The sequence below is a fragment of the Neobacillus sp. GCM10027624 genome (assembly GCF_042675345.1).
GTDB lineage: Bacteria > Bacillota > Bacilli > Bacillales > Cytobacillaceae > Neobacillus > Neobacillus cucumis_D.
Map to the genome: position 1 here is coordinate 215,307 of NZ_JBHTHD010000033.1, position 17,970 is coordinate 233,276.

General features: G+C 39.3%; 22 protein-coding genes and 1 pseudogene. 8 read left to right on the top strand and 15 right to left on the bottom strand.

What is annotated here, in order from left to right:
• The first annotated feature begins 76 nt into the window (after positions 1–76).
• Positions 77–1,075 (top strand): NAD(P)/FAD-dependent oxidoreductase, encoded by a 999-nt coding sequence (locus ACFQZ9_RS30670; RefSeq protein ID WP_498947129.1) that lies wholly within the window; start codon positions 77–79, stop codon positions 1,073–1,075.
• Positions 1,076–1,119: 44 nt separating this feature from the next.
• Here the strand turns inward: ACFQZ9_RS30670 and ACFQZ9_RS30675 are convergent, their stop codons facing one another.
• Together ACFQZ9_RS30675 and ACFQZ9_RS30680 are read right to left on the bottom strand one after the other, a co-directional pair.
• Positions 1,120–1,485: a HesB/IscA family protein gene (locus ACFQZ9_RS30675; RefSeq protein ID WP_198310354.1), complete on the bottom strand. Its 366-nt coding sequence runs from the start codon at positions 1,483–1,485 to the stop codon at positions 1,120–1,122.
• Between the two features lie 192 nt (positions 1,486–1,677).
• Positions 1,678–1,917, bottom strand: a complete 240-nt coding sequence (locus tag ACFQZ9_RS30680) for a YuzB family protein (protein ID WP_498947130.1) — start codon at positions 1,915–1,917, stop codon at positions 1,678–1,680.
• A gap of 272 nt (positions 1,918–2,189) precedes the next feature.
• On the opposite strand from ACFQZ9_RS30680, the gene ACFQZ9_RS30685 reads away from it, so the two are divergent.
• Entirely contained in the window at positions 2,190–3,257 is a 1,068-nt protein-coding gene (locus ACFQZ9_RS30685; RefSeq protein ID WP_498947131.1) for an NAD(P)/FAD-dependent oxidoreductase, read from the top strand.
• 51 nt (positions 3,258–3,308) lie between these two features.
• Here the strand turns inward: ACFQZ9_RS30685 and ACFQZ9_RS30690 are convergent, their stop codons facing one another.
• Positions 3,309–3,635 (bottom strand): YuzD family protein, encoded by a 327-nt coding sequence (locus ACFQZ9_RS30690; RefSeq protein ID WP_198310357.1) that lies wholly within the window; start codon positions 3,633–3,635, stop codon positions 3,309–3,311.
• Between the two features lie 95 nt (positions 3,636–3,730).
• Between ACFQZ9_RS30690 and ACFQZ9_RS30695 the strand changes: the two are divergent.
• Positions 3,731–4,022: pseudogene (locus ACFQZ9_RS30695) on the top strand (NifU family protein).
• Positions 4,023–4,060: 38 nt separating this feature from the next.
• Here ACFQZ9_RS30695 and ACFQZ9_RS30700 read toward each other — a convergent pair.
• Together ACFQZ9_RS30700 and yutH are read right to left on the bottom strand one after the other, a co-directional pair.
• The gene (locus ACFQZ9_RS30700; protein WP_498947133.1) at positions 4,061–5,053 is read right to left on the bottom strand and encodes a 2-hydroxyacid dehydrogenase; all 993 of its coding nucleotides are present in this window, start codon (positions 5,051–5,053) and stop codon (positions 4,061–4,063) included.
• A gap of 30 nt (positions 5,054–5,083) precedes the next feature.
• Positions 5,084–6,094, bottom strand: a complete 1,011-nt coding sequence (gene yutH, locus ACFQZ9_RS30705) for a spore coat putative kinase YutH (protein ID WP_198310360.1) — start codon at positions 6,092–6,094, stop codon at positions 5,084–5,086.
• Positions 6,095–6,278: 184 nt separating this feature from the next.
• On the opposite strand from yutH, the gene ACFQZ9_RS30710 reads away from it, so the two are divergent.
• The gene (locus ACFQZ9_RS30710; RefSeq protein ID WP_035424610.1) at positions 6,279–6,776 is read left to right on the top strand and encodes a phosphatidylglycerophosphatase A family protein; all 498 of its coding nucleotides are present in this window, start codon (positions 6,279–6,281) and stop codon (positions 6,774–6,776) included.
• A gap of 27 nt (positions 6,777–6,803) precedes the next feature.
• Here the strand turns inward: ACFQZ9_RS30710 and ACFQZ9_RS30715 are convergent, their stop codons facing one another.
• From ACFQZ9_RS30715 to ACFQZ9_RS30725, 3 genes are read right to left on the bottom strand one after another with little or no spacing between them, the layout of a single operon-like run.
• On the bottom strand, positions 6,804–7,568 hold the full coding sequence (locus ACFQZ9_RS30715) for a TIGR01457 family HAD-type hydrolase (protein ID WP_498947134.1): 765 nt from the start codon (positions 7,566–7,568) through the stop codon (positions 6,804–6,806).
• 51 nt (positions 7,569–7,619) lie between these two features.
• The gene (locus ACFQZ9_RS30720) at positions 7,620–8,057 is read right to left on the bottom strand and encodes a DUF86 domain-containing protein (protein WP_498947135.1); all 438 of its coding nucleotides are present in this window, start codon (positions 8,055–8,057) and stop codon (positions 7,620–7,622) included.
• 28 nt (positions 8,058–8,085) lie between these two features.
• On the bottom strand, positions 8,086–9,384 hold the full coding sequence (locus ACFQZ9_RS30725; RefSeq protein WP_498947136.1) for an EAL domain-containing protein: 1,299 nt from the start codon (positions 9,382–9,384) through the stop codon (positions 8,086–8,088).
• A gap of 175 nt (positions 9,385–9,559) precedes the next feature.
• Here ACFQZ9_RS30725 and ACFQZ9_RS30730 point away from each other — a divergent pair, with 175 nt between their 5' ends.
• Together ACFQZ9_RS30730 and ACFQZ9_RS30735 are read left to right on the top strand one after the other, a co-directional pair.
• Complete coding sequence (locus ACFQZ9_RS30730; protein ID WP_026576053.1) at positions 9,560–9,826, top strand: DUF3055 domain-containing protein; 267 nt, start codon at positions 9,560–9,562, stop codon at positions 9,824–9,826.
• 66 nt (positions 9,827–9,892) lie between these two features.
• Complete coding sequence (locus ACFQZ9_RS30735; protein ID WP_498947137.1) at positions 9,893–10,183, top strand: cytosolic protein; 291 nt, start codon at positions 9,893–9,895, stop codon at positions 10,181–10,183.
• Positions 10,184–10,217: 34 nt separating this feature from the next.
• Here ACFQZ9_RS30735 and ACFQZ9_RS30740 read toward each other — a convergent pair whose 3' ends face one another.
• On the bottom strand, positions 10,218–10,493 hold the full coding sequence (locus tag ACFQZ9_RS30740) for a YutD family protein (protein ID WP_198310365.1): 276 nt from the start codon (positions 10,491–10,493) through the stop codon (positions 10,218–10,220).
• A gap of 115 nt (positions 10,494–10,608) precedes the next feature.
• Between ACFQZ9_RS30740 and ACFQZ9_RS30745 the strand changes: the two genes are divergently transcribed.
• Positions 10,609–11,238, top strand: a complete 630-nt coding sequence (locus tag ACFQZ9_RS30745) for a YhcN/YlaJ family sporulation lipoprotein (RefSeq protein ID WP_198310366.1) — start codon at positions 10,609–10,611, stop codon at positions 11,236–11,238.
• 45 nt (positions 11,239–11,283) lie between these two features.
• Here the strand turns inward: ACFQZ9_RS30745 and lipA are convergent, their stop codons facing one another.
• Positions 11,284–12,201, bottom strand: coding sequence for a lipoyl synthase (gene lipA / locus ACFQZ9_RS30750; protein ID WP_498947138.1), 918 nt, complete (start codon positions 12,199–12,201; stop codon positions 11,284–11,286).
• A gap of 203 nt (positions 12,202–12,404) precedes the next feature.
• Between lipA and ACFQZ9_RS30755 the strand changes: the two genes are divergently transcribed.
• Positions 12,405–13,400, top strand: coding sequence for a M23 family metallopeptidase (locus tag ACFQZ9_RS30755; protein ID WP_498947139.1), 996 nt, complete (start codon positions 12,405–12,407; stop codon positions 13,398–13,400).
• A 25-nt stretch (positions 13,401–13,425) separates the two neighbouring features.
• On the opposite strand, the gene yunB is transcribed toward ACFQZ9_RS30755, so the two are convergent.
• From yunB to ACFQZ9_RS30780, 5 genes are all read right to left on the bottom strand, one after another.
• A complete protein-coding gene (gene yunB / locus ACFQZ9_RS30760) occupies positions 13,426–14,229 on the bottom strand; it encodes a sporulation protein YunB (protein WP_198310368.1) in 804 nt (267 codons plus the stop codon).
• 186 nt (positions 14,230–14,415) lie between these two features.
• Positions 14,416–14,718 carry a YunC family protein gene (locus tag ACFQZ9_RS30765; protein WP_498947140.1) on the bottom strand — a complete coding sequence of 101 codons (303 nt, stop codon included), beginning with the start codon at positions 14,716–14,718 and terminating at the stop codon, positions 14,416–14,418.
• Between the two features lie 68 nt (positions 14,719–14,786).
• On the bottom strand, positions 14,787–16,127 hold the full coding sequence (locus tag ACFQZ9_RS30770) for a bifunctional metallophosphatase/5'-nucleotidase (protein ID WP_498947141.1): 1,341 nt from the start codon (positions 16,125–16,127) through the stop codon (positions 14,787–14,789).
• Positions 16,128–16,142: 15 nt separating this feature from the next.
• Positions 16,143–16,964, bottom strand: coding sequence for a sulfite exporter TauE/SafE family protein (locus tag ACFQZ9_RS30775; RefSeq protein ID WP_498947142.1), 822 nt, complete (start codon positions 16,962–16,964; stop codon positions 16,143–16,145).
• A gap of 17 nt (positions 16,965–16,981) precedes the next feature.
• The gene (locus ACFQZ9_RS30780; RefSeq protein ID WP_498947143.1) at positions 16,982–17,827 is read right to left on the bottom strand and encodes a DUF72 domain-containing protein; all 846 of its coding nucleotides are present in this window, start codon (positions 17,825–17,827) and stop codon (positions 16,982–16,984) included.
• Between the last annotated feature and the right edge of the window lie 143 nt (positions 17,828–17,970).

Consider the following 17,970-nt stretch of genomic DNA (forward strand, 5'->3'; position numbering starts at 1 on the left):
AATTCAAGTGAGCATTTAATATTTTTATGTTATGATTGGGATGGAGATTGTTACTAACAGCTGGGGGGGATTCATAGTGCAAGGTGATCAAAAGGTATTTGATCTCACCATTATCGGGGGAGGTCCTGTTGGTTTATTTACCGCGTTTTACGGAGGGATGCGACAAGCTTCAGTGAAAATCATTGAGAGCTTACCACAACTTGGCGGTCAATTGTCAGCGCTATACCCTGAAAAATATATCTATGATGTTGCCGGTTTTCCAAAAATTCGTGCTCAAGAATTGGTAAATAACCTAAAAGAGCAAATGGCGAAATTTGATCCAGTAGTTGCGCTTGAACAATCTGTTGAAAAATTAGAAAAGCTAGAAAGCGGTATTTTTAAATTAACAACAAATACTGAAGTACATTATTCAAAAACCGTGGTAATTACGGCAGGAAACGGTGCTTTCCAGCCTCGCCGCTTAGAGCTAGAAAGTGCTACACAGTATGAACGGAAAAACCTCCATTATTTTATCGAAGATTTAAATAAATTTGCCGGTCAAAAAGTTGTAGTATTTGGCGGCGGAGATTCCGCGGTGGATTGGGCCTTAATGTTGGAACCTATTGCAGAAAAAGTGACGATTGTTCACCGCAGAGATAAATTTCGAGCCCATGAACATAGTGTTGAAAACTTATTCAATTCAAAGGTTCTTGTAAAAACTCCCTATGTTCCTTCAGAACTAATTGGAGATCATTCCGGAATTAAGCAAGTGGTTCTTGAAAGTGTGAACGGTGAAGAAAAGGTTACCATTAATGTTGACGCCGTCATTTGTAATTATGGTTTTGTGTCATCTCTTGGACCGATCAAAGAGTGGGGCCTGCAAATTGAAAAGAATTCGATTTTAGTCAACTCTAAAATGGAAACAAGTGTACCGGGAATTTATGCTGCAGGGGACATTTGCACGTATGATGGGAAAGTGAAATTAATTGCCTGTGGATTTGGTGAGGCACCAACTGCCGTTAACAACGCAAAATCATATATTGATCCAAAAGCAAAAGTTCAGCCATTACACAGTTCTTCCATGTTTAATCAATAGTCTTACAAGGCGCCCGTTTTGCGGACGCCTTTTCCCTTTAAATCCTAACATTCCTCCGGTGTACCTGTAGCCGTTGCTGTTCGGAAAGAAGATCCACAACCGCACGAGGCAATAGCATTCGGATTCTCGATCGTAAATCCTCCGCCCATCATCGATTGTTTATAATCAATTTTTGTTCCTTGCAAAATAGGAGCACTTTCCTTATCAACGAGGATTTGAATTCCATGCAGTTCGAATTGTAGATCGTCTTCCTTTACTTCATGATCAAATCCCATTCCATAAGATAAGCCGCTGCAGCCTCCGCCTTTAACACCCACACGTAAAAGGGCTCCTTCTTCTTCATTTTGCTTCATCATATCTTTAATTTGCATGGCAGCCGCCTCGGTTAAAATAACAACCTCATTACTCATTCTAGTTCCCCCTTTTAAGTCTTTTGATTTAGTATATCCACTTCAGATTACTGGCACAACAAATCGTTTATAATAACTATTATATGATAAAAAATGAAAAAAGGAGCGGTTTACGCTCCTTTCTTTTTATCTAGCCCCAGCGCCTAGACCCGGAGGTTTCTTGTCGGGCTGAACAAGGCGCTTTCGCGTTTCTCAAAACATTGGATTTTCTTCCAAGTATTGATAGATATTATCTACAAGATCTTCCGGAGTTTTTCCAGTTACTACTTCCCCATTAACGAGTGCGTAAAGTGTAATTGCACACTTTCCGCAATATCCAAGACAACCATATTCGATAACATCCAAATTCGGATCTTTTTCTAATATTTCAAGCGCCCGCTGTGCGCCATTTGCTAAGTTGCTTATACAAAATTCAATGATTGGTTTAATCAATGCCTTCACCTCTTCATACCTACTAATCGTACTCTTTTTAGGGGATACCGTCAATTAACAAAGTGCATTCATTTTGTCAAGAAAGCATGAAAATTGTTGTTATTTCGTCATATCTTAGCTATACTCGTAATTGTGTGAAATTGCGCTTGACTTTATAAACCATTAAATCCTTGATTCCAATTTATTGCTATATTCCGCGTGCAATAAATCGAAGAAAAAAGGAACATTAAAAATAGGAATACAATTGTTTTGTAAAAAGGGGAAATTTAAAAATGAGAAACCTGGTAATTCTTGGCGGAGGATACGGAGGAATGAAAATTCTTAGTGAACTCCTTCCGAACAATCTTCCGGAAAACGTAACGATTACACTTGTGGACCGAGTCCCATACCACTGTCTTAAAACCGAATACTATGCTTTAGCGGCAGGAACCATTTCCGATAAAGAGGTTCGTGTTTGTTTTCCTGAACATCCTCGGTTGAATATAAAGTTTGGTGAAGTTACCGGAATCAAAAGAGAAGAAAAAAAGGTTCTTCTAAAAGATGATGAACCAATTAGCTACGATGATTTAATTATTGGTCTTGGCTGTGAGGACAAGTATCATGGGGTTCCTGGGGCAGATGAATTTACTTACAGTATTCAAAGCATTGGAAAGTCCCGTGAAACTTATTCTGTTTTAAATAATCTGCCTCCCGGATCAGTGGTCGGCATTGTCGGAGCTGGTCTTAGCGGGGTAGAACTTGCAAGTGAATTAAGCGAAAGCCGAGATGACCTTAAAATTAAGTTGTTTGACAGAGGAAAGCATATTCTATCATCGTTTCCTGACCGCCTGAGTAAATATGTTGAAAATTGGTTTAATAAGAATAATGTTGAAATTATCAACAATTCTAATATAACAAAAGTAGAAGAAAAAAGACTATATAACCATGATGAACCAATTGATTGTGATGTCATCGTTTGGACAGCTGGAATTCAAGCAAACAAAATCGTTCGTGATTTTCCTGAGGAAAAAGATAACATGGGTAGAGTGGTCCTTACTCCTCAACACAACCTAAAAACGGATGAACATATTTATATCCTCGGTGACTGTGCAAGCCTCCCTCATGCACCAAGTGCACAATTAGCGGAAGGACAAGCAGAGCAAATTGTGGAGGTATTGAGAAAACGTTGGAATGGGGAAGAACCGCCAGCATCATTCCCACCAATCAAATTAAAAGGCATACTCGGATCCCTTGGAAAGAAACAAGGATTTGGAATGATGGGCAATTCAGCGATTACAGGACGTGTTGCACGCCTGATCAAGTCCGGAATCTTATGGATGTACAAATATCATAATGGATAATGCATGAAAAAGAAGGGGATGTCCATATAATGGAACACCCCCTTCTTCTGTTTAAACCGCTTTGTATCCATGCTTTTCAAGCTCGGAAAATATCGTTTTTAACCGCGGGTTTCCTTCGCCGACCACTTTGTCCTTGATCACAACCACAGGATAAAACATATCCTCCTCAATCACTTTTTGAGCGAAGCTTTGCTTTTCGGGCTCTGCGGGAGGAAAATGAATATCTACATAAGTCATTTTAAAGGGCTGTTCCGGAAATTTTCGAGCAATAGCAGCCTCAAGCCATTCAAATGTTTCTTTCGATGAGGGAAGATTTACACAGCTTGGGCAAAGCTGCTCTGCTCCGTATAATATGATTTCTACTTGATTATGTTCCATTTGATTCATCCTTGTTTTTTTCTTTTATTTTACAACATCTCTTACTTAAAAATGAAAGAAAATGATTAAATGGGCGTTTTGCCAGTTTCTTCGGAATGGATTTTTACTGTCAATCACATTATAATATAGATAGGAAAGGAGTCGATGGGAATGGAAGAGTTAGAAATAAAAGAACAAGTACAAGAAGTATTAGATAAATTACGACCATTTCTTCTTCGCGATGGCGGGGATTGTGAATTAGTTGATGTTGAGGATGGTATTGTGAAACTCCGTTTATTAGGTGCATGCGGCAGCTGTCCAAGTTCCACCATCACACTTAAAGCCGGCATTGAAAGAGCACTTCTTGAAGAAGTTCCTGGAATTGTCGAAGTTGAACAAGTATTCTAATAAAATAATAGCGATTGCCTCATCGGCAATCGCTCTTTTTATTTAGAATTCGTACAGGTCTTCCAATTCTTATTTACAATTGTTAAGGGCAGCTTTCCCTCTAACACCGCTTCAATATTAGCGATACATAAATTGATCATTGCCGTTCTTGTTTCTACACTTGCGCTTCCGATATGCGGGAGCGCAACAACATTTGAAAGCCCAAGTAATGGGTGACCGTTGTCAATAGGTTCCTTTTCAAATACATCCAATCCAGCCCCGGCGATTTCTCCTGTAACAAGTGCCTCATATAAAGCCTGTTCATCTACAACGGGTCCTCTTGAAGAATTAACGAAAATGGCGGAATGCTTCATTTTCTGAAAAACTTCCCGGGTAAACATATTTTGGGTTTCATCGGTTAGCGGTGCTAAACAGACCACAAAATCAGCCTTTTTTATGAGGTCCTCAAACGCACAATAAACAGTGCCCAGTTTCTGTTCGATTTCCGGCTTCCTTGTTCGATTATGGTAGAGAAGATTCATCTCAAATCCGGACGCACGTTTGGCAACCGCTTCTCCGATTTTCCCCATTCCAACAATCCCAAGTGTTTTATGATGAATATCCTGACCTGCTAGTAAAAACGGACTCCAGCTTTTCCACTGTCCCTTTTTAATAAATTCAGCCGCTTCCACCACCCTGCGGGAAACGGACATTAATAATGCAAAGGTCAGATCTGCCGTTGTATCGGTTAAAACATCAGGGGTATTACAAATGGCTACCCCATTTTTAGCAGCTGCAGTAAGGTCAATATTGTCATACCCAACAGCACAATTAGCTACTATTTTAAGCTTATTCCCTTCATTTAGTACCTTTTCATCAATCGTATCGGATACCATGGTTAATAGGGCATCTGCTTGTTTGACTTCCGCTAGTAAAATGTCCATCGGCACAGGAACGTCATCGTGTTCCCACATTTTGACTTCATAATTTTGCCGAAGCGGCGCTATTGCTTCTTCTGGCAGCTTCCTTGTTATATAAATATATGGCTTCATTGGTATTTCCTTCCTTACCCGCTTTTAACATTATTTTACCATAAGCCATTCAGGCAGTGGAAGATTCAGTCTTTTAATTGGAGCTCCTGATAATAAATAAAAGCCCCCAAGAAATTGTTCATACTCTGATGATTGCCTTAAGATTTTACTTAATTTCTCCTCCAAAAGCTTTTTATCTTGCTCAGAACGAGTAATATAATAATTTTCAACACACTCAAAATAATGTAATGGAAATAATAAACGAGCATATAAAAGCCGCCAAGAAAAGGAAGATAATGGAGCAATGCTTTGATATTCCTCGAAAAACTGTCTTAATTCCTGATCATATGTTTGATTGTTTCGGAAATAGCGCTCCCTCGTCCATTCAGCAAGATCCCGGCTTCGATGGTCAAATACCCAATCAAATGGATTTTTAATATAATAATTTCTGCCCCATGAATTTTTTGAAAACCGTTCGTGACACACAGTCCCAGCATCAAAGTCCATTGGTTCATCGTCAATTTCAGTATCCACTAAATATTGAATAGCATTTTCGGTTAACCCCAAATAGTAGGGAAAGGATTCAATAAACATTTTTTCAAATTCATCCTCCGGTGTTTGAAACAACTGTCCATTCCATACCTTCTCCATTTGCTCTAGACGCTTTTCCCATAGGGACTTCCACTGGCCAATCCTGCTAGTTCTTTCGATTTGAAACGGAACATTTCGGCCGCGCTCATGGAATTTGGCCAATTTACGGCCTAATTTAATTTTTTGTGGTTTTTCAGTCTGCTTGTTTGCGAGAACACAATATTTATTTTGCTCCCAGGTTGTAATCAAATTCCCGTCTTTTGATGAAAGAAAAACAGGTACATGCTGGTCTCCAAAGTTTCTAAGATGCACTGCTATTTTCTCCAATTCAGAAATATCCGTTTCCTCCTTGCCACCAGGCTTAGAGACTAAATAAAGCCAGCCATTTCCCCTTAAAGCGTCATAAGAATCTAATTTCAGATATTCCTCAACCTTGATTCCATACTGGTTCTCCAGCAATTTCTGCAGCATGCCGCCACCTCTTTCGAAACCTCTTTTACTTTATATATATGTAAGGGTCTTTCAAAACTTGTTGGTTCCCGTTTTTCAATTCATTTTTGAAAAAAGTGCATATGTTAGGGAAAAAATCAATAATATATAGAGAACAATCGTGAAAATTCATAGAAAAGGTGATTGTATGGCAGCAGACAAAAAAATGGATATTCTTGAAGAAACCGCTCGAAGATGGATTAAAGAAAGAGGCGTTGAAATTCAGGATATTGCCGATTTAGTTTATTTTCTCCAAAATAAGTATCATGAAAATTTACAAATGGAGGACTGTATTGCCAACGTAGAACGGGTACTATCAAAGCGCGAGGTTCAAAACGCAATTTTAACAGGGATTCAGCTCGATAAGCTGGGGGAAAAGGGTTTATTAGAGGAGCCGCTCCAGGACATTATTAAACGTGATGAAAGCCTTTATGGTGTGGATGAAATTATTGCGTTATCAATTGTGAATGTCTACGGTTCAATTGGTTTTACAAATTACGGTTATATTGATAAGCAGAAACCAGGTATCCTTGCTCATTTAAACGATAAATCAACTGGGGAATGCCACACCTTCCTTGATGATATTGTCGGTGCGATTGCTGCAGCTGCATCAAGCCGTTTGGCACACCGGGCCGCACGCAAAGAGGAACAGGATAAAGAATAAAAAGGATGGACCTCTTCCATCCTTTTTTTATGGCTCCCATTGGTCTAACGTATCCACCACACAGGTTGGTCTGCGGTCATATCCAGCCAGCAATTCTTTTGTGGTAACGCCTGTATGTACTAACAAAGTATCCATGCCGGCGTTCATTCCCGCAATGATGTCTGTATCATAGTTATCCCCCACCATTAAGGTCTCACCTTTAGTCGTCCCCAATACCTTTAGCGCCTGTTCCATAATAATCGATTCAGGCTTCCCAATAAAAATTGGTTTTGTTTGGGTTGATACGGTAATAACAGAGGTCAATGAACCATTCCCAGGCAGCAGTCCTCGCTCTGTTGGAAGCGCAATATCGCCGTTAGTAGAAATAAACACAGCCCCATTTCTTACAGCCAAGCAGGCAACTGCTAATTTTTCATAGGTAATTGCACGATCAATTCCTACCACCACAAAATCAGCATTCTCGGATGCAGTTAGAAATCCTTTTTCTTTTATGGCCGTTTGGATTCCTTCCTCACCAATCACATAAACTGAAGCATCTGGCTTTTGACTGAAAATATAATTAGCCGTTGCCATGCTAGTTGTGAACACTTGATGCTCTTCTGCAGGAATATCAAATCCACGGAGTTTTTCCGCAACCTGCGCTGGAGTTCTTGAAGAATTATTGGTTACAAATAAATAAGGGATTCCTTTGTTTGCTAGTTTTTTGACAAAATCGGAAGCAGCTTCGATTCGCTCTGTTCCTTTGTACATCGTGCCATCTAAATCAATTAAATAACCTTGATATTTTTTCATTTGATACTCCTTTCCTAAATAGGAAAAAGACCGCAATTGACGGTCTTATGGTTAATTTTTAAATGCTGAAACGGGACCCAGTTCATTTACAATGTACTCCCGGACATTGGCTGAAAATTGGTGTAATGCTTCGATGTTCTCTGAAAATTGTTTTAGTAGTTCATCATGATTGATTTCTGTATAATTTTGCACAAGAGATTTTCGATATTGAATGAGAACCTTAAGACGATTGCCGTTTTCTGCAGAAATCACCTTTTCGTCTGTTAGAATTTCAATAATATCTTCATAGCTGCCAGGGTCACGCATAATAAACCCATCAATCATCGAATTGCCGACATCCAGTACGGACTCGAGCATCATCTGCGTCAACCGTTCGAGCGCAGCCTTTTCAATTGGCGATGACCAATTTTTCTGGCTTAAAAAAAGGCTAATTTGCTTTTCAAAAAAAACTAAAATGGCTTCAATTTTTTCCCTATCAACAAAATACATGATTGTCCACTCCTTGTTTCCGCTTCTCTTATGTTGCAATTCCTTTCACAAGTGCGGTAGGTCTAGCATAATAGTATCCCTGGGCTAAATCAACCTTATTACGTGTTAATACAGAGGCTTCCTCTTCATTTTCGATACCTTCGGCTACCACTAACGACCCTGCTTCTCGTGCCACGAGTAACAATCCCTTCAACATGGATTCCTTTACAGGACTTTTGTGGATATTCTCAATCACGGAACGATCCACTTTAATGATATCAGGCATGATCTCACTAATCGTATTTAAACTATTATAACCTGCTCCAGTATCATCAACAGCAAATCGAAATCCCATTAATCGTAAGACCTTAAGATTATAGGAAAAATTCTCAACCCCATCAATTGAATCATGTTCAGTTATTTCAAACGTAATCTGTTTGGGGGAAATTCTTCTATATTTTTCAAGTAACTGTTTTATATCGCGGGGAAACCGGATATTTCCAAGCGTCAGCGGCGTACAGTTCATAAAGATATTTTCCCTGCTTTTTGTTACCTTTAATTGTTGAAAAATCTTTTCGAAAATAATCATTTCAAGGTCATATAGCATTCCTGTCTGTCTGGCAACAGAAAAAAGCGGAAAAGGATTCTCTAATACCCCCTGAGGACCACGTGTCAGCATTTCCCAAGCGTGAATTTCGCTTGTTGCCACATCAATAATCGGCTGTGCCCATAGGTGAATTTCTTTTTTAGAGATGATTTTCTTAAACGTAAAAATCATTTCATTCAACTCTGCATCTATCTTTCGTTCCGCCATTGCAATTGCTTGGCGATGAGCCCTTTCAATGGAGCTTTGAATCGAAAAATTATGTTTCTCCACGAACATATAACCACCATCAAAAACAGGTCTGACTAGTGGATTTTCCTGGTGTAGATTACGTTCCACTTCTTGGATAATTTTATTCACAAGTTCATCAATTTCCGAAAGGCTATGCCGTTCATAGTCCACCTTAATCATTAGGGTAATGCCATCTTCATAATGGTCATGAAGGGCAATAACATCATTTTTTTCCATTTCTTTTTCAATACAGTTCTGAAAAACTCGTTTCATTTTTTTTATAAATGGAGAGGAATGAAAGTTTCCCTCCGCTTCTGACAATTCAATATAATTTTTTATGGTAAAAACAATTACCGCTACATCATGCCTTGCTTTAAATGCAGCAGAAACGCCTTCCAATAATGGGTTGCGCAAATTAAATTGAGGGGGATAATATCGTATGGACGCAAGAGGTAAAAGGAGCTTTCCCCATTGTATTACACGTTTAGCTTTTTCAATGTAACAACGGACCATTCCATTCATTCCTCTCAAAAGTCAACATACGTGATTAGTTCAATTATACCACATTTTGGCACCTTTTGTCTTTTCACGACATTTTAATTATTAAAAACATTACTCCCTTTATTACTGTATATTTGATATGATTAGGGGAGTGTCGAAAAAAGTTGTGAATAAAGGAGACCGTTTTATGAACGAACGATTTTTCTTATATGATGATACAGAAAATACAAGAACGAGATTTGTCAGCTTTGTGGGTGAAAACCAGCGTTTTGATCTAGCGATTGTCCAAACAAGTCGTCATTATGGCAAACATCTTGTCCTTGATATGCAAGGGAACCGTTTTGCCATTATTGGACATGATGACCTGGAAGAAGAAGGCTATTTAGAATTCGCTTTTCAATTAAATGAAGAGGATGCAGAGGAATTAAGATCTTTTCTTTCTGAAATCGTTTAACCAAAAAATTGGATATTATGTTTAGGAACTTCTTTTATCATACTAACGATAAAAGGAGTGAGGTACATGTCTAAAAAGGATGCGGAAAAATATACAGAAATATCAACAGTGGAAAAGCGGGAAAATTATTTGACTGCCCAGGAGTTCCCAGAAGGACCCTATGGCTCAACTTTCCGAGTAAATGATCCCGTGCAGAATAAGAGTACACCTTGGAAAGAAGGACAGCGCTATTATTCAGCTTTTAACTGGGAATTCAAATCTTTGCATGAAGATGCACCTCGACAAATAGAGCCTGCACATCAGCCGCATGATGACCCGGATACAGATGCCCAGCCGCCGTATTCCATGAATGAATAAAATAATGAAAGGACCCCGATTTTGGGTCCTTTCATTATTTTTTTACTTTTTTCAAAACGAAATAAGCACATCCGAAATTACAGTATTCATATATATATTCGCTAAGTGTGCTTATTTTTGTATCAAAGGTTGCTTTTTGATTTTGGTCATCAAAAAATCCTTTTAAACGGAGCTGCCCATAGCCCCAATCTCCGACAACATAGTCATACCTGGATAAAATATCACTATACCTTGCCTTAAAGGCTTCTTCGTTAAAGCCGTTGCGGTATTCCTCGACCATTTCATACATGGTATTGTTCATTACAATCATGTTATCACCTCATTTTACCAGTCGATCCTACTTCCCATTATAACCGATTCACCATCAATTACTAAGAAAAAAAATCCTCCTTCTGGCTATTCTAATAAAAGGGAGGTGTTTTAATTTGAAAAAGTTGATGATCATCCTTGGGTTATGTACGATTACAACCATAACAGGTTGCTCCAAGGATATGAATAACCGGGATGTCTACGAGGAAAGCGGAAATTCCATTAATGTGAACAATAAAAGGACTGAGCTTTATAATGAAGGGGCGGGTCGAAGTGTCCGAAATGTCAGTAATGATTTCGGATATGTCCGCCATCAAAAAAGTCCAATCATGAACGATAATACGGCAAATAACCATTACACTGCCCTTGACCGTGAGCAGGTTGCGAATATTATTAGTAAATACAGTACAAACCTGCCGAATGTACATGATGTGGCTACATTGGTAACCGACCAGGAGGTTTTGGTTGCTTATACAACCGATTCCAAGGATCGTAATTTAACAGCGGATCAGGTAAAAAGAACAGCCATGTCTGTTGTTCCGCGTTACTATCATGTATATGTTACCGATAAAAAGGCTTTAATGCGCGATGTTGAAAACCTTTCGCATATGGATGCAAGGAACAAAAACTCCAGACATTCGATTAACTATGTTATCAGACAAATGAAAGACTCTCCACAAGGAAACCGCTTAAGTGATAGTGAAGATGAAAATGGTTTAACATCGGATGACCGTAAAATGCATTAAATAAAAAAAAGAGTTCAGCCGTTTTCATTCGGCTGAACTTTTTTTTTATGCTTCTTTTATTTCTTGCTCACCTAAAGCTTGTTTATGTTTTGCTGCCTCATTTACTTGTTCATCTGCATGGTAGGATGAACGGACAAGCGGCCCTGCCTGGCAATGACTGAAGCCTTTACTCATAGCGATTTGTTGTAATTCTTCAAATTCCTGAGGGCTATAATATTTCTGAACCTTTAAATGCTTTTTCGTTGGCTGTAAATATTGGCCAATCGTCATAATATCTACCTGATTTGCTCTTAAATCGTCCATAACTTCAAGAATCTCTTCCTTTGACTCCCCAAGTCCAATCATTAGGCTTGATTTGGTTGGAATTTCCGGATACATTTCTTTTGCGCGGAGTAAAAATTCTAATGAACGGTCATATTTAGCCCTTGCCCTTACACTTGGAGTCAAGCGTCTGGTGGTCTCGATATTATGATTTAAAATATCCGGTTTAGCATCCATTAAAATTCTTAAATTTTCTTCCTTACCACCCATATCAGAAGGCAGAACTTCAATGCTGGTAAACGGATTTTTTCTGCGGATGGCTCTTACGGTTTCTGCAAATACAGCAGCACCGCCGTCCTTTAAGTCATCCCTGGCTACTGCGGTGACAACGACATGCTTTAGATTCATTAACTGAACAGAGTCAGCAACTCTTTCCGGCTCTTGCCAATCTAATTCAGTTGGCAGACCTGTTTTAACCGCACAGAAGCGGCATGCCCGGGTACAAACATCTCCGAGAATCATAAAGGTAGCGGTTCTTCTTTCGGCCCAGCATTCATGAATATTCGGGCAGCGCGCTTCTTCACAAACGGTATGAAGGCTCTTTTCACGCATCATTTTTTTCAAGCCAGTATAATGCTCATTTGTATTTAATTTTATTTTTAGCCATTCCGGCTTTCTTAAATTTGGTTCTTTTGTGCTCATGTATTCCACCCCTACATTATGTATGTGAATGAGTTCTCTCAGTTGTCACTTTAACATAGAGTACACCGAAGGACAAGTCGAGAAAACTTTGCAACCTTGTGAATTTTTTCATTCTAAAAACATTCATTACCATTTATTAACCATTATGAAATGGCTAAAGAATCATAAACTAATGTTGTACATTAATTGGAAGGAGGATTCCTGTGCGGGCAGCTCTGATAATTGGAACTTTCCTTTTATTCTTTTCCTCTACATTTGCTGTCAGGGATGCTCATGCGAAAGAACCTGATGTATACCAGGAAAGAATGAAACTTTACAAAAAAGTTGAAACGATTACACAGATTCCTTGGTACTACCTTGCTGCCATTGATCAATATGAAAGAAGTATTCGTCAAGTCCGTAGAGACTTGCCAAAGGCAGAAAGTGTGATTGCGATTTATATCAGCCCAGAAAAATGGGCAGGTCTTACAAACCCTAACCCAACAGATCAAAATCCTGCAACGATTCAGCTTTTTAATGGATTGGGCGTCGACGGGGATGGAGATGGAAAAGCGGATAGTAAAAATGATGAAGATGTTTTATATACATTTGCCCATTACCTTCTTTCTTATGGTTTGGACCATGATAATCTTAAGATTGGTCTGTGGAATTATTATCATCGTGATAAAACCGTTGGAATCATTGCGGGAAAGGCAAAGGTCTACCGTCACTTTGGCAGATTAAATCTTGATGACCAAGCATTCCCAATGCCGATTCGGGCTAATCACAGCTATCGCAGTACATGGGGCGATGCACGAGGCTGGGGTGGGCGAAGAATCCATGAAGGCACCGACATTTTTGCCGGTTACGGTGTCCCTGTCAGGGCAACCAAGTATGGGATTGTAGAAATGAAGGGATGGAACAAATTCGGCGGCTGGCGAATTGGAATCCGTGACATAAATAATACGTACCATTATTTTGCTCACTTAAATGGATTTGCAAAGGATTTATCCGTTGGTCAGGTGGTCGAACCGGGAATGATCATTGGCAGTGTTGGAAGCTCTGGGTATGGACCTCCAGGAACATCCGGTAAATTCCCTCCACATTTACACTATGGGATGTATAAAGACAATGGGCTCACCGAATGGTCATTTGATCCATATCCACATTTAGCCATGTGGGAGCGTCAGGAGAGAATCAAATTAAGAAAAAGAAGGTAGGACTGTCCGCTAAAAGACAGTCCTTTTATTTTTTGGATTTAGTTTTCTCTTCTTTAGTGGTAGTGGTTTTGTTGCTGTTTGTTGAATCTGGCAATTGAATGGATGGCAGCAAACCGCCTCCACTGTTATAGAATTGCGGAACCTTACCCTCGATTAGCTTTCCTCCAGCAGGGATATTTTGAGTTAGCTTGGTAATTTTCGTTGCAAATGGCGTGATGATTTGAACGGCTACCTCAAGGTGGATGTTTACCTTAATCCATGTATTGTTAATTCCTAATTCCTCTGTTGTAATTTTAACATCAGGACGCACATCCCCAATGGCATGGAATCTTACTGGTATCTTTGGACCCAAGTTACCAAATAGAGCAAGATTGGTTGCTTGCCCTATGGGTACATACCAAACGATTCCATCCGTTTTTTCAGTTGATTCTTTTTCGATTTCAACATCTGTTAATTGTTCAAGGGAATCCACGTCTCCTATTTCCGCACGCGACAAGTTTTTCTGTATCTGACTGGTAATTTCCGATAATTTTTGGTTAATTAATTCTGTTTTTAAATAGGCGCTTTGTGCATTTCCATTTGTCCCAGGTTCAATTCCAATCACATCGCCAACGTCCACTGTTTTTTTTGTGATTGCATTATTGATCACGGATGCGGCAATTTTTCTTGACTGGGATTCGGCATATCTCATTAATGTCGGCTCTAGGCCTTTGTTGATCATCCATAAGCCAACTGCGGTAGAGAAGAGAAAAAAGACAAATGAGAGTAGAATCACATAGCGGAGAGGCAGTGGTCCCTTGCGCTTATATCGTGGACGAAATTTTGCCAAAAGAATCCCCCCTTACAAGCTATGTGTATGCTTGAACTGGTGGACCTAGCACTAAAAGGAAAGCGAGTTGGAGACGGATTTTAGGGAGGTGTGTCGACTATCGGGGCTTTTGGCGACACTATTCTTAATTCGGACAGTCCATACGTTCCCAATCATAAAAAACAGCCTGCCAGTCAGCAAGCTGTTTTAAATCATTTTCAGCAAGGCGTCCTTGCCGATCATGCCCTTATGAATACCTAAACTTTGTGCCTCAAAAGTTACCGACTCCAGCGGGGCGTTAAGGAGCTGGTCGATGGTTCTTACTCCTACTGCCCGGCCGGCAACAATTTTACGATCCTTTAATTGATCATTTAATAATCCAACATCTAAGGCACCGCACATGATATATCCCTTATCGTTTGAGATTGAAAGCAAAGTTGTTTTTGGTAGCAGCACGGTTACTGCCAAAAAAGTATGGCCGTTCAATTCGATTGGTGAAAGATCAATCAAGTTCCCACACTCCCTTCACTTACACTTTATGACAGCTTCAGAAAAAAGTGTATAACCTATGCATCTATTTATAACTTCCATTTCAATAAATCACGTAGGAATTCTGGGAGATAGTATTTTTTTGGTTTCCTTTTAAAATTTTCGCCAAAGAAATGTCCAAATGTAAACATATCGGGAAGAGCCAAAGAGTAAATTTTTTCAAAATCCAATTTCACATTATTTATGTAGATGGCATCCTCTTGGAAGGTGACCCCCTCATACACGATAATCCCCATTACTGTTCCCCTAAAACCAAGCCCTAGGATTTTCCTTTCTGGCCAATCGGGATCCTTCGTTTTTTCGAGAACGTCCTTTAATTCGCGTCCGGTTAAATCTACCTTACAAGGATTAATTGGGTGGGGGCAAATGGCCAACAAATCATTTGCTGTAACCTCTCCTGATAGCGGACCTAATAGTAATCCTGCATTAATAAAGGCGCAATCTGCCTTACACCATTCCCTGAGTGCCTCGCACAGTATACTAGAAAGCTTGGTCTTTTCAAAGGGGTTAGCCTCTAAAGGTTCATTTAAAAAAGTAATTTTTTCTTTTAAAAGCTCCTTTCCAGTTGAAAAAAATTCATCAATCTTGCTTTGCTCATTCTTCACTTCGGAAAGCGTTTCAAACGGAAAAAGAATCGCCTGTTTGTTTTCAATCTTTTTATCAGGCTGAAGTGTTAGGGTAACCTGACCAATAAAGTTGCCATACTTTCCTGCAGCAGCAAGAAGGGTATCTCCTATTTGCTTTCCTTTTTGAAGTATATGGTGGGTATGACCCCCAAGAATAACATCAATTTCAGGGAAATCTACTGCGATCTGCTCATCTACATTTAAACCAAGATGGGAAAGTAAAAGAATGATATCACTTTTTTCCTTTAACGTTTTCATCCATTTCCTCAACTCAGCAATTGGATCAGAAAGTTCCCAGCCAAGCAACTTATAAAGAAGGGTAAACGGTGCCGTTAAACCTATTACCCCAATTCGGGTCCCTTTTTTTGTTTGATAAATCTTGTAGGGCTGTACCCATTCAGGAGGGGTGTTTCCCTCTTTGTATAAGTTCGCCAGCAGCACATCGAAATGTGCATCATCATACAAATGATCCAAGTCATGAAAAGGAAGGTTAATCCCTTCATTATTTCCAATCGTTACAGCATCATAGCCGCAACCATTTAACAGTTCAATATTTCCTCTTCCTTTTGTTCCCTCTGAAAATGGGTGCCAGCGGTCGATGAAATCACCAATGTCAAAAAGGAAAACTTCATCTCCTTGCTTTTGGTCAAGTTCCTTTTGGGTTAATAAAAATTTCTCTATTCGCGGCCAATGCTCCAAATGGCTATGAATATCATTTGTATGATAAATCTGAATGATTTCCATTCTAAGTTCTCTTCCTTATCCTATAATTCCTTCATAAATAAGTTGTAGCCCAACAATCACTAAGATCGTTCGTAAAAGCAAAACAATCGTTTTGCTTTTAAGCTTTGAATTTAAATAAACCCCTACCTTAGCCCCAATCCACGCTCCTGGAATTAATGCTAAAGCGTAAAGCCAATTCACATTTCCTAAAACCACATGGGTAATCGAACTGAGAATAGATGTTGGTAAAATCATAAACATTGAAGTTGCCACCGCAACATGCGGCGGAAAGAAAAACACTAATATCATTGTTGGAACCATTAATGAGCCTCCACCCACACCAAAGATTCCTGACAAAAATCCAACTATAAAGGCGATTAGAATCCCGACAAAAGGATTAAATCCATATTCATAGCTTTTGCCTTCATTATCCCTAAAGGTGCGTACAATCCCCTTATCTTTACGGTAGGGAATCGGCTTTAACTTATCCTTTAGCAATAAAACAATGGATACAAAAATAATAAAAATTCCAAAAAAGATACTAAATGAGTGCAAATTCAATTTTTCAGTGACCCATGCACCTAAAATACTTCCAGGTCCACTTCCAATTAAAAAAATAAGACCACTTTTATAATCAACGGTTTTCCGTTTCATATACGCAAGTGTTGAAGATAAACCGGTAAAAATCATTGTAAACAATGAAGTCCCAACTGCTACTTGAGGTGAAACATGGCCGAACCACGATAATCCCCCAAAATAGAGAAGCGCTGGAACGACAATAATTCCCCCGCCAAGACCGATTAGCGAACCTAAAGAACTGGCTAAAAGTCCGACAATCAGTAAAATAACCCATTCCATTTTTGTATTCTCCTTCTTTAAAATAAATCCAATTGCCTTGGGGCAAGACCTTCATATTCTATCTCTAACAGGTCAATCATTTCTTTCGCATTATCTGCCGCGTCTCCGCCTGAATTATTATTAAAGAGAACGTAAACGTCCTTAGATTCAGTTTCTAAATTTTTTAGGCTAGCAGCCCATTCCTCAAGTTCATGCTGATTATAGCGATAAAGGTATCTGACCTCACGCCAATTATCGGTATTTCGTTTTTGCCAGCCGTGAACATTTCGGCCATGGAATCGGATTAAGACCTTTTCGGAATCAAGGGTTTCTAAAACTGTCGGAATCGACCCCTCACCAGATTGCGGTTCATCACAAATGCTATGAATCCATGCTTCCTTTTTCATAAAATTAAGTGTCTTGATTCGGTATTGCGGTGCGAACCACGATTGATTTCTAAATTCCAAAGCACAAGGAATTTCACCCATTTCATTTTTACACCATCTAAGATATTCAACATTTTCACGTGCACATTGAAACCATGGCGGGAATTGAAAAAGGACCATCGCCAATTTATTTTTGTTTATGTATGGTTCAAGTGAATCTTTGAAAGCCGAGAACATTTCCTGCTTATTTTGAAAGGGAATTTCGCCGCGCATATGTCCCGTCATCCCCTGATAGGCTTTTACAATAAATTGAAAGGATTCGGGTGTTTCATTAACCCACTTCTCGGCATTTCGCTGTGGTTGGATGGCATAAAAAGCCGAATCGACTTCAACAATCGGAAAGTTTCCAGCATATTCTTTTAGTTTATCCCTTGGTGATATTTGTCCCGGATAAAGGCTATCATGATCGCCCCAGCCTGTTACACCGATGTAAATCAATCCACATCACCTCCGTTTATAATAATAGCATAACCTAATTTTTTGTGTGCTTTTGAATTTTGATCTGACCCAATAAAGTTAGACAAATATTTTAGGCTACTTTGAGGACCTGAGCTCGGTATTCTACCGGACTTAGGTCTTTT

Coding starts and splice junctions, on each gene's coding strand:
- ACFQZ9_RS30675 (WP_198310354.1), bottom strand. CDS start 1,485: ATGAGTAATGAGGTTGTTATTTTAACCGAGGCGGCTGCCATGCAAATT.
- ACFQZ9_RS30685 (WP_498947131.1), top strand. CDS start 2,190: ATGAGAAACCTGGTAATTCTTGGCGGAGGATACGGAGGAATGAAAATT.
- ACFQZ9_RS30690 (WP_198310357.1), bottom strand. CDS start 3,635: ATGGAACATAATCAAGTAGAAATCATATTATACGGAGCAGAGCAGCTT.
- ACFQZ9_RS30700 (WP_498947133.1), bottom strand. CDS start 5,053: ATGAAGCCATATATTTATATAACAAGGAAGCTGCCAGAAGAAGCAATA.
- yutH (WP_198310360.1), bottom strand. CDS start 6,094: ATGCTGCAGAAATTGCTGGAGAACCAGTATGGAATCAAGGTTGAGGAA.
- ACFQZ9_RS30710 (WP_035424610.1), top strand. CDS start 6,279: ATGGATATTCTTGAAGAAACCGCTCGAAGATGGATTAAAGAAAGAGGC.
- ACFQZ9_RS30715 (WP_498947134.1), bottom strand. CDS start 7,568: ATGAAAAAATATCAAGGTTATTTAATTGATTTAGATGGCACGATGTAC.
- ACFQZ9_RS30720 (WP_498947135.1), bottom strand. CDS start 8,057: ATGTATTTTGTTGATAGGGAAAAAATTGAAGCCATTTTAGTTTTTTTT.
- ACFQZ9_RS30725 (WP_498947136.1), bottom strand. CDS start 9,384: ATGGTCCGTTGTTACATTGAAAAAGCTAAACGTGTAATACAATGGGGA.
- ACFQZ9_RS30730 (WP_026576053.1), top strand. CDS start 9,560: ATGAACGAACGATTTTTCTTATATGATGATACAGAAAATACAAGAACG.
- ACFQZ9_RS30735 (WP_498947137.1), top strand. CDS start 9,893: ATGTCTAAAAAGGATGCGGAAAAATATACAGAAATATCAACAGTGGAA.
- ACFQZ9_RS30740 (WP_198310365.1), bottom strand. CDS start 10,493: ATGATTGTAATGAACAATACCATGTATGAAATGGTCGAGGAATACCGC.
- lipA (WP_498947138.1), bottom strand. CDS start 12,201: ATGAGCACAAAAGAACCAAATTTAAGAAAGCCGGAATGGCTAAAAATA.
- ACFQZ9_RS30770 (WP_498947141.1), bottom strand. CDS start 16,127: ATGGAAATCATTCAGATTTATCATACAAATGATATTCATAGCCATTTG.
- ACFQZ9_RS30775 (WP_498947142.1), bottom strand. CDS start 16,964: ATGGAATGGGTTATTTTACTGATTGTCGGACTTTTAGCCAGTTCTTTA.